General features: G+C 66.1%; 9 protein-coding genes and 1 pseudogene. 8 read left to right on the top strand and 2 right to left on the bottom strand.

The genetic code is table 11. From position 1 onward, the window contains the following. Nucleotides 1-562 (top strand): hypothetical protein (locus QZY44_RS14120; RefSeq protein WP_295447251.1); only part of this gene is annotated, 562 nt, incomplete at its 5' end. Nucleotides 563-1,644: 1,082 nt separating this feature from the next. Here QZY44_RS14120 and QZY44_RS14115 read toward each other — a convergent pair. Beyond that, the gene (locus QZY44_RS14115) at nucleotides 1,645-2,013 is read right to left on the bottom strand and encodes a hypothetical protein (RefSeq protein WP_295447249.1); all 369 of its coding nucleotides are present in this window, start codon (nucleotides 2,011-2,013) and stop codon (nucleotides 1,645-1,647) included. A 103-nt stretch (nucleotides 2,014-2,116) separates the two neighbouring features. Here QZY44_RS14115 and QZY44_RS14110 point away from each other — a divergent pair, with 103 nt between their 5' ends. Beyond that, nucleotides 2,117-3,220, top strand: coding sequence for an ATP-binding protein (locus QZY44_RS14110; protein WP_295447247.1), 1,104 nt, complete (start codon nucleotides 2,117-2,119; stop codon nucleotides 3,218-3,220). A 14-nt stretch (nucleotides 3,221-3,234) separates the two neighbouring features. Here the strand turns inward: QZY44_RS14110 and QZY44_RS14105 are convergent, their stop codons facing one another. Further along, nucleotides 3,235-3,492: a hypothetical protein gene (locus QZY44_RS14105; protein ID WP_295447245.1), complete on the bottom strand. Its 258-nt coding sequence runs from the start codon at nucleotides 3,490-3,492 to the stop codon at nucleotides 3,235-3,237. Nucleotides 3,493-4,156: 664 nt separating this feature from the next. On the opposite strand from QZY44_RS14105, the pseudogene QZY44_RS14100 reads away from it, so the two are divergent. From QZY44_RS14100 to QZY44_RS14075, 6 genes and pseudogenes are all read left to right on the top strand, one after another. After that, nucleotides 4,157-4,942: pseudogene (locus QZY44_RS14100) on the top strand (recombinase family protein). Continuing rightward, on the top strand, nucleotides 4,927-5,466 hold the full coding sequence (locus tag QZY44_RS14095; RefSeq protein ID WP_295447243.1) for a hypothetical protein: 540 nt from the start codon (nucleotides 4,927-4,929) through the stop codon (nucleotides 5,464-5,466). Before QZY44_RS14100 ends, QZY44_RS14095 begins: the two are co-directional and overlap by 16 nt. A gap of 160 nt (nucleotides 5,467-5,626) precedes the next feature. After that, the gene (locus QZY44_RS14090; protein WP_295447241.1) at nucleotides 5,627-8,731 is read left to right on the top strand and encodes a toll/interleukin-1 receptor domain-containing protein; all 3,105 of its coding nucleotides are present in this window, start codon (nucleotides 5,627-5,629) and stop codon (nucleotides 8,729-8,731) included. Nucleotides 8,732-8,781: 50 nt separating this feature from the next. Next, nucleotides 8,782-10,194 carry a hypothetical protein gene (locus tag QZY44_RS14085; protein WP_295447239.1) on the top strand — a complete coding sequence of 471 codons (1,413 nt, stop codon included), beginning with the start codon at nucleotides 8,782-8,784 and terminating at the stop codon, nucleotides 10,192-10,194. A 32-nt stretch (nucleotides 10,195-10,226) separates the two neighbouring features. Beyond that, nucleotides 10,227-11,771 carry a radical SAM protein gene (locus tag QZY44_RS14080; RefSeq protein ID WP_295447237.1) on the top strand — a complete coding sequence of 515 codons (1,545 nt, stop codon included), beginning with the start codon at nucleotides 10,227-10,229 and terminating at the stop codon, nucleotides 11,769-11,771. Between the two features lie 55 nt (nucleotides 11,772-11,826). After that, nucleotides 11,827-12,663, top strand: a complete 837-nt coding sequence (locus tag QZY44_RS14075; protein ID WP_365304362.1) for a class I SAM-dependent methyltransferase — start codon at nucleotides 11,827-11,829, stop codon at nucleotides 12,661-12,663. Nucleotides 12,664-12,916: the final 253 nt, after the last annotated feature.

The raw sequence follows: 12,916 nt of genomic DNA, 5'->3' as shown, positions 1-12,916 counted from the left end.
GCTGCTCGATGCCATCCGCCCGCGGTTCGAGCCGGCACTCGGTATCGGGCCCGGGCAATGGCTGCGCCTCGGCTTTCGGCTCATCGGGACGCTCGGCGACCTGCGCGCCGAGATCGTCAAGGGCCTGGGCGGACGCACTGCGTCCGATATCCCCATGCTGGTTGAGACTCGCCGGCTGCGCCTGCTGGTCCTGGACGATCTGGGTGGTATGCACGGGGGTGCCCCCGGGCTTGCCATGCGCCGCTGGCTGCGCGGGCTCCACGAGCAATACGCCGTCAAACTGCTGCTGGTCAGCAACGAGCGGCTGGAGCTGGCGTTCCCCAAAGACCAATGGGCATCCGACTCCCCCTTGTGGAACCTGGACCCGCGGCCGGTGGAACTGGCCCCGCTCACCCCGGCGGATTGCGCGCGACTGGTGGCGCTGCGGCTGGCGGGCTGCGGCGGCCCGGCGGACGACTATGCCGAGCTGTGCCGCGAGGCGCGGCACCCACGCGACCTGCTGCACCAGTGCGCCAGGCGATTCGAGCGATTGCGTCCGGACCAGGGAGGATCGGCGCGATGAGCGAGGAGCTGCCCTATGCGCCACGGCGCAAGCGGCCCTTGTCGCTGTGGAATCCGCTCGATTACCTGGTGCTGCTGTATTGGGTGTTCTACTTTCCGCAGGCGATACGGTGGTATGTGGAGCGGTTTGGGAGCCTGCCCTGGAATACGGATGGCTGGGTGGCGATTCGGCGGGATCCGGTTCAGCGGCGGTTGGCGAGTCAGGCGATTGGGGTCTTGGCGATTGTGCTAGGGGGCGTCTGGCTGGTCGCCACTGGTCTCGATATATCGCTGTCTTGGGTAGGCGTGACGCTCGGTGTGACGCTCGGTGTGGCGTTCGGCGTAGCGCTCGGCGTAGGGTTCGGCTGGGTGGGCGGTGTGGCGCGCGGTGTGACGGTTGGCGTAGCGTTCGGCTTGGCGGGCGGTGTGACGGGCGGTGTGGCGGTTGGCCTTGCGTTCGACGTGACGCTCAGCCTGGCAGTCGTCGTGACGCTCTTCTTGGCGTTCGGCCTGTTGGTCGGCGTGACGGGCGGCCTGACCGGCGGCGTGGCGGTCGGCATGGCAGCCTTCGTGGCGCTCGGCGTGGCGGGCGGCCCAGCGCTCGGCCTGGCGTTCCGCGTAGCCATTGTGTTTTCGGTCCTTTCTGCTCTAGGTCGCATAGACACGGTTGCACTTGCCTTACTTTCAGCCTGGTCTCGGCGCTCAAGGCGTATCGCAATCGCGATGCAACGGGTCTCGGCTCTACCGGTTCCAGGTCTTGCAAAGGATCTCTACGTTCGCTTGACACAGGACTGGCTGACTGGTCTTGATGAATGCGAGGGTCTGCTGCGCTATACCCTCCAGTTCGTGCCGGTCCTCAAGGCGGCGAATCGCGCATTGGCATCGACCGACGGGGCGGCCTTGTTGTCTCGGATCGCCCAATGGTGCGAGCGGGATATCCGCGATTGGGATGTGCTTCGCTTTCAATCCGCGAGTCTGTCGGCCGAGCTGATGTCGTTTTTTTCGGAAGGCATTGATTTTCTAACTGCTCGCTGGCGCCCGAAGGTCGATGTATCACTGCGCACCGACACCCCGTCCCGCGCCGCCTGCGCCGGATTCTGGCTATTACACGAGGCCGGGCCTTCGCGGGCCGCAGACGCATTTGCGCACGTCCGCCATCTGCCGTTCGGCGAAGAGATGCGTGCCAACTCCGCTGCCCTGGCGACCGCGCTCGACTGCGAACAATTCGAGCAGATCGCCGCCTGGCTCCCGCCGACGCCACCCGGCCCCGAGCTGCTGCGCCCCAAGGTCGCCCAGTGCCTGGACCGTCTGGGCCAAGCCGCCCGCGACACGCACCTGGTCCTGCATTCGCGCTCCCCCCGCGAGCGCAGCGGCGCATTGAACCGGGTCATCGGCAGCCTGAAGGCGTTGCAATCGACCCCGAATGAGTGCCCCCAGCCCGAGCGGGTCGTCTTCGTCAAGATCGTCGACCAATGGATGGACCTGGCCCAGCGTGTGGCCGCCGACGTAGGCACCCTGGAGGCCCGCGCCGGTCGCGAGCCCCTATATCGTCGGTGCACCGGTCCCGGCGGACCGTTTGGTCGGGCGCGAGTCGGTCTTCGAGGAGATTCGCGCCGCCTGGGCCAAGCCGGGCCAGCGCGATTCGCTGGTGGTCTATGGCCATCGGCGCATGGGCAAGACCAGCGTGATGCGCAATGTGCTGGAGTACGGGCGATCCGGTCCGGATACCGGGCTTGCCTATTTCACCCTTCAATTGGTCGATCCCGCAATGCCCCTCGCGGACCTCTGCCAGGCCATCGCCTCCCAACTCTGGCGGGCATCGGGCCGCACGATGCCGGAGCCGCTCGGGATCGGCGCATCCGGCGATCCGCAAGGCCTGAACGCAAGCCCGCTCGCCGAGCTGAGAAACGTCTTCGAGCGGCTGCACGAGGCCGACCAGCGGCGCCGCTATATCCTGGTCCTGGACGAATACGAACTGCTCGATCAGTATCTGAGCCCCGCCCAGGCCAGCGCATTCGTCGCCCTGCTGCGTGGCCTCACCCATCAATACCCCTGGCTGGTGGTCGTGCTGGTGGGTCTGCATCGGCTCAACGAGCGCAGTGCGAGCCTCTACGAGCCGATCTATGCCTGGCGCTCGGTGCGGGTGAGCTTTCTCGACGCGAACGGGGTCGCCGATGTGCTCCAGGTCGATGCGGATGCCTTCCCGCTCGCCTTCAGCCCGGAGTGTCTGGCGTCTATCCATCGGCTGACCGCCGGGCAGCCGTTCCTGGTCCAACTCTTAGGCGACGGGCTGGTCGATCGCTTCAATCGGCGGCTGCGCGAGGAGGTCCATCCGCCGCCCGCGACCTTCTCCGCGCAGGACGTGGAGGCGGTCGTCGCGGTCCCGTCGATCTATACCCAGGGTGCGGGCTATTTCCGCGGGATCTGGGCCCAGGCGGCGGAGAGACCGCCGGGACAGCACGCGGTCTTACGCGCCTTGGCGCCCGACCCGCAGGGGCTCGCAGCGGCGGGGCTGGCGCACGCGAGCGGGCTCGAAGGCGCCGGGCTGGACGCGGCGATTGGCGCCTTGATCGATCACGATTGCGTCCTGCGGGCGGGCGAGCGTTATCGCTTTACCGTCGAGCTGATGCGGCGCTGGGTAGCCGGGAGTTGGATGGAGCGGGACGACGCGGGGGCCTAAGAGCCGCGCTGCACTCAGGCGCCCCCGCGGGGCTGGTTGGCGCCCAGCAGGGTCTGGAGTCGCGCGAGCTCCGCCAAGGCGGCGTCTTTCTCTTGAAGGGCGGCCTCTTTTGCGTGCCGCTCGGCTTCCCGCGCAACGTGCTCCTGCGCCAGTGCCTGCTCCAGCTCGTGCTGGCGGCGCTGAATGGAACTTTGCACACGCAGATAGTCCTGTCGCGCCTGGTAGGCATCGTAGGCGTGTTCTTTCTCGGAGAAGGCCTTCAGGGTACTCATGGCTTGCCTCATTTCAATGGTCTGCATCCAGGCGGGTAACTGGTCCGCATCCAGGCGCTCCCCCTGGAGTAGGGGGGGGTTTCAAACCCACCCCTACCCTTCGGTGCCGACCGCCTCGGTGGTGAACTTGTTCAGCTCAAAGAGGGCGATGCCGCCGTGGTCGAAAAGACCGCGGCCCCGCTCGTCGCGCAGCCAGTAGCGGTGGGCATAGGCGGGGTCGTCCGACAGCAGGTCGTCGCCCAGCAGCCAGATCGCATAGGTGGGCCGCAGCCGATTATAGTCCTGGCCACTCTGCCGCGAGGAACCGGCGCGCGATGCCGTCTCACAGCCGGACAGTGCATTGACTCCGTCAACAATGTCGCCAATTCTCGACTAAAATGGGGTTTACGCCTGGCTCGGACGTGTTTGGCGCCCGGGTTTGCGGGGGATGTGGGTGTCGGGATCACCCTCGTCATCGACGTTGCCGCGGACGGAGGGCCCCAAGCATGAGTCAAGCAGCGCGCACCTGTCGGGTTCGCGTGGCCTTTGAGCCTAACCGGTTCGCCGCCGAGCAGCTGATCACGGCGTACGAACAACTAAAACCGACCACGTCGCATCGCGCGGCGCCGGAGGTCGTGGCGCCGCAGATCGCTCCGCGGCGGGCCGCCGTCACGGGAGGTAGACGATGACCCAACGTTTGGTGGTGGCGCTCTATGCCCGTGTGTCATCGGACCAGCAAGCCAAGAGCGGCACGATTGACAGTCAGGTGACGGCGCTGCGCGAGCGGATTGCGGCCGATGGCGAGTCGCTGGCGGAGGACTTGTGCTTTATTGACGCGGGCGTCAGTGGCGCGACGCTGATTCGCCCGCAATTGGAGCGGTTGCGTGATCACGCGGCCCTGGGCGTCATCGATCGTCTCTATGTGTTGTCGCCGGATCGATTGTAACGGAAATACGCCCATCAAGTTCTGCTGATGGAGGAAATAGCCACGAGTGGGGTGGCGTTGGTGTTCCTTAACCATGCGATTGGCAGCACCCCGGAAGAGGCGCTGTTACTGCAAATGCAGGGCGTGATTGCGGAATACGAGCGTGCCAAGATCATGGAACGCAATCGGCGCGGCAAACGTCACGCGGCGAACCGCGGCAGCGTCAATGCGGTGCCCGCGCTGATCAGCGAGGAACTGTTTCTTGCCGTGCAGGCGCAACTTGACGAAAATCGCCAGCGCGCCCGGCAACGCCGCGGCGGCGCCAGCTATTTGCTACAGGGGTTGACCGTTTGCGCTCACTGCCATTATGCGTATTATGGCAGAGGGGTCGGCTACGGCGCTGCGAACGGCCGCCAGCTGCCGTCCTATTACCGCTGTCGTGGTACCGATGCCCATTGCTTTGGCGGAGTGCGGGTTTGTGACACACGCCGGTGCGAACCGATCGACTGGATGACTTGGTATGGCAGCAAGTGGTCGATTTATTAGCGCATCCCGAGCGCTTGAAGCAGGAATATGAGCGCCGTTTGGATCGGTTGCAGCAAGAACACCAGGTGAATGCCGACACGGCCGCTCTGGAACGACAGCAACGCCATCTCGAACAGGGCAAATTCCGGCTGATCGACAGCTATACTGAGGGACTGATCGACAAAGCCGATTTCGATCCCAAGATGACGCATGTGAAACTGAAGCTTGAACAGGTCGCGGGTCAGATCGCCACCGCGAAACAGCATCACGCCGGACAATTCGAGTTGTTCTTGGTCATCAATCGTCTGGAAGAATTTGCCGCTGCGATTAATGATCGTTTGACCATCTGGATTTCGCTGCGAAGCGCGAGATCGTCCGCGCCTTGGTCAAACGTGTCGAGATCCACCGCGACGAGATCGTCGTGGTCTTCCGGGTTGATCCGGACCCAGGGGTGCCCCGGGACCAGGATGCACCTGAAAGCCAAGCGGTGGGATCAGGTATGCAACATTGTAGACGGCGCTTTCGCCCCGTCCGGAACCGTTTGAAACGGCTGGCGAACCCGCGACACCGGCCGGTTCCGAAACGTTTGGGACGGGGTTGCAAACCCCGTCCCGCCAGGCTCCCGCAGGGGCTGCCCTCCGCCCGCATTGCCAACCCCCCCCGCCGCGGGTATAAAGCCCCAAACCCACCCCGACGGACCCCGCCATGCCCGCCGCCAGTCAGGACCGCAGCGACCGCGACTTCGAGCGCCCGTTCGAGCTCTTCGTCAGCTACTCGCATAAGAGCGAGCCGATCAAGGACCGGCTGCTGGTCCACCTCGCGCCGCTGAAGCGTGCCGGGCTGGTCGCGACCTGGACCGACCGGGAGATCCCGCCCGGTGAGCTCTGGCGCGATGAGATCGCCGCCGCCATCGAGCGCGCCGACGGGGCCGTCTTCATCGTCTGCGCGGACTTTCTCAACTCCGCGTTCTGCATGGACGAGGAACTGCCCGCCTTCCTCGCCCGCCGACGCGACGCCGGCACCCTGGTCCTCTTCGTGCTGGCGGACCACTGCAACTGGGACCTGGACCCGACCATCAAGGCGCACCAGATGGTGCCCAGGGACGCCAAGCCCATCACCGCCCACCGGCCCAAGTCCATGGCCTACACCGCCGTGGTACGCGAGATCCATCAGGTCCTGGAGCGGCACCGCCAGGCACGGGGCCTGGCCCGGCGGAGCGCCCAGCCGCCGGCGCCCACCGACCGCACCCAGGACGCCCTGGCCGCCCTGCTCGCCGAACTCCCCGGCGCCACCGCCCGCCTCTACGGCCGCGCGGCGGACCTGGTCCGCCTCGACACCCGCTTCGGCGGCGGGCCACCGGCCGGACAAGGCGGCGTTCTGCTCTGGGTCGCCCCCGGCGGGGTCGGCAAGTCGGCCCTCACCCGCTGGTGGATCGAGCACCGCGATTGGCCGGCCGGCACCCGCTGCATCGGGCACTCCTTCTACTCCCAGGGCAGCCACGACCAGAACACCAGCGCCCGCGCCTTCCTGTTCCGGGCGCTGGCGGAGCTGGGCGACACGCCCGAGTCTACGACCTCGGACCACGACCTCGGCCGCCGGCTCGCCGGGCTTGCCGCCGCGGCCCCGACCCTGATCGCACTGGACGGGCTGGAGCCCATGCAGCAGGCGTCCACCGACCCCCGGCTCGACGGCCGGCTCAAGGATCAGGGGCTCGCCGCCCTGCTCGAAGGGCTCGGGCGCGCCCCGGGCCAGGCACTGTGCCTCGCGTCCTCGCGCCTGCCGATCCCCGACCCCCGGATCGAGTGCCAGCCGGCCTTCCGCCAGGTCCGGCTCGGTGTACTGCCGCGCGCGGGGGCGGTCGAACTGCTCGCGGCCCGCGGCCTCACCGGCACCCCGGACCAACTCGACGCCCTGGCCGAACGCTGCGCCGACCACCCGCTGGCCCTGGTCCTGGCCGCGGAGCTGACCCACGGCTTCCTCGACAACCAGGCCCAGACCTTTCTGGACCGCGATTGGCCGGTGCCGACCGCCGCCGGACCCGACCGGCACGCCGCCACCGTCATGGGCTGGTTCGATGAGGCACTGCGCGACGAACACGCGGCACTCGACCGTGCACTGGTGCGGGTGCTCGGGCTCTTCGACCGCCCGGCCCCCTGGGGGGCGATCCAGGCGCTCAAGGACCAGGACCCGCCCATCGCCGGGCTGACCGAGCCGCTGCATGGGGCCACGGAGGCGGAGCTCGAGGAGGCGCTCGCGCGGCTGCGGCAATGGGGGCTGGCGGACCGGGCCGATCGCGAGCGGGACGCCCACGCCCCCATCGAGGCCCACCCGCTGGTGCGCGAGCACTTCGGCCGCGCACTGGAGCAGGAGGCGCCCGCGGCCTGGCGTGCGGCCCATGGGCTCCTGTTCGACTGGTTCCGGGCCCTGCCCGAACAGCACCAGCCGGACACCCTGGAGGCCCTGGAGCCGCTCTACCGGGCGATCGGGCATGGGTGTCGGGCGGGGCGGTACGACGCGGCGAAGCGCAAGGTGTATCAGGACCGCATCCACCGCGGCAGCCAGCACCACAGCCTGCTGAAGCTCGGCGCCATCTCCTCGGAGCTCTCGGCCCTGGCGGGCTTCTTTCCCGAGGGCTGGTCGCAGCCCCCGGTGACCGGGGACCTGACCGAGTCCGACCGTTCCTGGCTCATCTCCGTGGTCGCCTTCTGTCTCATGTTGCTCGGCCGACTCGACGAGGCACTGGGGCCGCGTCGGATGGGCCGAGAGCGCGAGCGCGAGGCCAGGGACTGGAACAACTTCTGTATGTCGTCGTACAACCTCGTTGACCTGCTGACCCCGCTCGGGCACTGGCGCGAGGCCGAGTCCCTGGCACGCGAGGCGGTGGAGGCCGCGGGGCGCGTCGCGGACAGGGTCCAGACCCGGCCGCGCCGGCTCGCGGCCCTCGCCTACCTCGGCCGCGCACTGCACGGCCAGGGACGGCCCCTCGAAGCCGCGCTGGCCTTCGCCGAGGCCGCAGCCGTAAAGGCGGAGCACACCCCGCACCGGCCGACGCTCGTGGGCCTGCACGACTTCGACTACGCCCAGATCCTGCTGGAACAGGCCCGGACCCCGGCCGAGCGGTTCGCGGTGCTGGAGCGGGCGCGGGCATCGCTCGACGATGGACTAGATGCGATGCATCGGCATCTGTTGTCTGACGCCCTGGACCACTGCACCATCGGCCAGGCCCTCGCCGGACCGGACGGATCGGCGGCCGGGTCCGACGCTGAGGCCCGAGAGGCCGGCGCCGCCCTGGACCGAGCCATTGAGACCATGCGCCGGGCCAACTCGATGGTCCTCATGCCGATCCTGTACCTCATCCGCGCCCACCACCGCCGCACCCAGGGCGACTCGTCCGGCGCCCGCACCGACCTCGAGGCCGCGCTCGCCATTGCCACCCCGCCCGGCATGCGCACCTATCTCGCCGAGACCGCCCTGCTGGCCGGTCAGCTTGCCTTGGACTTGGCCTTGGACCTGGCCCAGGCCGGCGCCGACCCCGCCGCCCCGGACCCGGTTCCCGAGGCCGCCCGGCACTGGACCCAGGCCGACCTCCTGATCCGCGAGACCGGCTACGGTCGCCGCGAGGCCGAGCTGCACCTCCTGGAGACACGCCTCAAGCACCACCAGTCCCGCCCCGATGAGGCCCGCGCCGCCCTGGCCCGCGCCGAGTCGCGCCTGCGCACCCTCGGCCAGTGGGGCCTCTGGCCGCAACTCGTGCGGGTCGCCACCGAGCTTGGGCTGCCGGCGCCGGTGATGGACGGACGTTGCCGATGATGCCAGACGCTGTCCGATCCGGGACGCGGCCTGCCCACCGCGGCAGGCGCATGTGGCTGGACCCCGTGCTGCGCTCCCGGCATCAGGTCGGCCTGGTCTACGGCATCGACGACCTGCGCTTCGAGACCTCGTATTGGTACGAGGATGTCGACCTGCTGGGTCTGGAGGCCGCGTTCGGGTCCGCCTTCATGGACCGCCTGTACTTTCATATGCTGATCCTGGAGGCCGGCAAGCTGGTCAGTCTGCGTCCGGCAGCGCTCGACCTCGGCGTCCAGGCGCGCTGGTATACGCCGGCATGCGAGCGGATGTGGCGCAGGGTCGTGCACCAAGTCTGGGGGCAGTGGCGATACCTGCACGACGACCCGGATTACCGCGGACCAGAGATCCTCGGCACCCCGGTCGATGAGGACCCGCGGCCGGTGGCAGTACCGGCTGGTCCGGTGGAGACACTGGCGTTCTGCGGGGGCGGCAAGGACAGTCTGGTCAGTGCCAGGCTGCTGGAACGGATCGGCGAGCCCTATGCCACCTTTGGCTATTCGAACTCCTGTTATGGGCGGGCCTCCGCGCAGCACGCACTGATCGACCGACTGGTGCGGTGTGGTGCCGGCACCGGCCATCATCGGCTACGGGTCATCGACACATTCGCCGATGCACCGGGCCGCCAGGTCTATCCCGACATCCGCGATCTGCTGGCCGCGGAGACCCCTTGCTCACTGTTCGCCGCCCTGCCCATGCTCATGCAGCACGGCTACCGGACCATGGTGCTCGCCCATGAGCGCAGCGCCAATACCGGCAATCTCGTCTGGGAGCGTACCGGCGAGGACATCAATCACCAGTGGGGCAAGTCATACGCGGCAGAGCGTCTGCTCAACGACTATATCCGCACCGAGCTGATCGCCAACGCCTCGTATTACAGCCTGCTCCAACCAGTGTACGACACCGCCATCTTCAACCTGCTGCGCCCGGATCAGGACCTGATCGGGGCAACGCACTCCTGCAATATCGCCAAACCCTGGTGCGGGCGCTGCCCGAAGTGCGCCTATGTCTGGCTCAATTTCATGGCCTATCTGGATACCGAGCGGGTCCGCCAGACCATCCCCGGCAATCTGTTCGAGGTCGAGGAGAACCAGCGCTGGTTCTACGAGATGCTGGGACTGGGCGAACACACCCCCTTTGAGTGCATCGGCCAGATCGAGGAAGTCCGGCTGGCGTTCGAGCTGTGCCGCTGCAAGGGCCTGACCGGACGGGCGATGGATCTGTATTGCCGCCATTTTCCCACGCTGGACACGGGACCGATCCTGGACCGCTTCCTCACCGTCGATATGGCGCAGTCCGCCATCCCGGCTGGACTGGCCGAGCGCCTCCGTCCGGTCTTGGAGGAAGGCGCCCGGCAGGGACGGCAGTACATCACGGACCTCCTCACCGGCGACGTCAGCAGCTCGCTGTCACCGGCCGGACCCTGACCCGGCCGCCCCCGCTGAACCCGGTAGATACGATGTACGCACCCAGCACACACAGCATCGGCGTGGTTGAACTGCCGGAATTGGGATTGTTCGACGCGGACGGCAAGAACCGCGCCTCGGTCCGCCCGGGCTCGGCCTTGATCAGCAAGCAGGTGCTGCTGGCCGACCTGCGGGCCAGCGGCTTCGACGCCCAACTGGTTAACCTGAAAGACGGCGCCGCAGCGGTCGAGTTCGGAACGGTCCGCTGGGGCGGGGCCGACCTCACCAAGGTCTATCTCGGCACCCCAATCGGCGCACTCGACCCCAGCGCCTATGACGCCTGGGCGATCACCAATAACTTTTCCCAACATCGGGAACTCTCCCGTATCGTCATCGCCCACCTCGCGAGTCAGGGCAGACCCTTGGTGGTCGGCGGGTCGGACGCGCTGGCCGAGCCCAGATATTACCTCGACGCCGGCGCCTGCGCCGTGGTGCAGGACAAATCGGGGGCGGCCAACGCCGCCATCCTCGACCATGTGCTGGGCCGCCCCGCCCGTGAGTCGCTGACCGAGGTCGTGTTGAGTAACGGCACGGTCATACCGAGAACACGGCCGGCCCGCGGTCCGGAGGATTGGGCCTTGCCCGATCCCGAGGTGGCCACCCAGTGCCTCGGGCGGGAATACTGGAGTCTGGACTATCCGCCGACCCTGTCACCGATCGGTTCGGTATTCACCGACATCGGCTGCGATCGGCATTGCGACTTCTGCCAGACACCCAGGTATCGACTGGGTTATCGCGCCATGTCGCCGCAGCGCACATTGGCCTGGTTCGAACTGCAGCGGCGGGCGGGTGCAGGCTCCGTCATCGGCTCTTCCGACCAGTTCCTGGGACGGATTCTAAGACCGGGGGGACGCGCCGCGATCCTGGAAATCATGTCGGGAATCCGGGCATTGGGACTGGCCGTCCTGTGGCCAAATGGGCTGGAACTCAAGAAGGCCACGCAGGGGCGCAGCATCAATCGCGGGGCCGCGGATTTTCAACCGGACGAGGAGCTTATTTCGGCACTTTGGGGCTGGGATGGAAAGGTCGGCTGCTATCACGCCTACATTCCCGCCGAACGCCCGTTGGCGGGGCGGGAGAACTACCGTAAGCTGCTGCCCTGGCGGGAGCATTGCGACCTGGTCAAGGCCATTGTGAGGGCCGGTCTGCCGCACCTGACTTACGGCATCATCATCGGGTTCGCCGATGAAAGCCAAGAGACCTTGATCCGCCTGGAAGAGGCGATCCTGACACTGTATCGGGCGCTGCTGGACATCAACCCCAAGCTCAAATTCCAGGTATCCCCCTTTTCCATCTATCCCATTACCGGGACCCCACAACGCGACCAGGTCCACGCGTCCGGTTTGCTTGCGTTCGACGACCCGAGCGTGATCGGCGGATTGTGGACACCCTCGGTCAACAGCCATCATCTGAGCTATCGCGAAATCGCGCAATGGCAAGTCCGCCTGCTGCAGATCGGCAGCGTAGGGGGCCGCACCCATTTCATCAATACGCATTTTCAAATGACCACCCAACCCGGTTTCCCTCAACAACAATGATAGTCCACGATGCTGGAGCACATCAAATGACCACCCCCCCCCGGGGACTTCCGGCATCAATCCTTCCGCAGCTTACTACCAGAAGGAAAAGCTCGATCTCGATTCGTGGTTCAAGGTCACCCAAATCGATTATGAGCGCCTGATCGAGCAATACCCGCCAGCCGCGCTATTCGATTTTACCCGCAATCTTGAGATCAGACTCTTGGATCTGGGCTGCGGCACGGCCAGATTCCCTTGCCTCCTTGACAAGAAGATGCCTGACCGCATTCATGTGCACGCGGATTTGCTCGATATTTCTGAATATTGTCTCGACTCGGCGGTAGCGCAGTATCATGCGCTAAGACATTTCAGCCCAGCGGTGACCTATCTCTCGGCCATAGAATATCTGCCCCAGACAATCGCTCGCGACCGGAGCTTTGACGTCATATGGGCGATACACTCGCTCTGTACGGTCAACCGAGATAAGTTGGCGGACATCTGCCGGTCTTGTTTGCGTTTGCTGCGGCCGAACGGAAAATTTTTCATCTATCAGCTGGCCCGGAACTCGTCTTATTACCGGCTTTATGACTATTACCTCGTCCATCACTCCGCGCCAAACAACGCGGCCAGGATATTGGCATCCGAAGATCACCAGCAAGTTCTCATGTCATTGGCGATAGATTATGAAATCCATAAGATCAAGTTCACTCACACGATCGACGTTGAGCAGCGGCATCTCCTCGCGGTATATCTAAAGAAATGCATTATGGATAACGACCCGGATGTGTTGGAGTTTTTCCAGCCCGTTTTGAATGAGCATCTTGATTCACCGCGTGCTCAATACCGGTTTGACCAGGAAGTGGACTTGCTGATCATTGACAAAGGGCGGAACATCGGTGCGCCAGTCGCGTGAAGTCTGCGAGTAACGTCCTCCTGCCCCGCCCCCCCTTGCGGGAGGGGTTGGGGTGGGGGGTCTGAACGGTTACCCTAGGGCTACGGCACTGGAGGCGACACGCGCCAGACCAAGACGACGGGTCGGCGCAATTTACTCACTCAACAGCTGGAAGAGCACTTTCAATGGCACTCGATCAGAAGGCACTGCAGAAGAAACGGGCCAAGCGCGAATTGCAGCGCAAGCAGGCCAAGGCGGGCGCGGCGCGTCCGTC

Source organism: uncultured Thiodictyon sp. (assembly GCA_903837595.1).
GTDB lineage: Bacteria > Pseudomonadota > Gammaproteobacteria > Chromatiales > Chromatiaceae > Thiodictyon.
Note: the sequence above shows the minus strand (reverse complement) of the source record. Positions and strands in the feature narration are given on the sequence as shown.

Excerpts from the sequence above, each read along its gene's own strand:
- QZY44_RS14105 (WP_295447245.1), bottom strand. The coding sequence starts at position 3,492 with ATGAGTACCCTGAAGGCCTTCTCCGAGAAAGAACACGCCTACGATGCC.
- QZY44_RS14090 (WP_295447241.1), top strand. The coding sequence starts at position 5,627 with ATGCCCGCCGCCAGTCAGGACCGCAGCGACCGCGACTTCGAGCGCCCG.
- QZY44_RS14085 (WP_295447239.1), top strand. The coding sequence starts at position 8,782 with ATGTGGCTGGACCCCGTGCTGCGCTCCCGGCATCAGGTCGGCCTGGTC.
- QZY44_RS14080 (WP_295447237.1), top strand. The coding sequence starts at position 10,227 with ATGTACGCACCCAGCACACACAGCATCGGCGTGGTTGAACTGCCGGAA.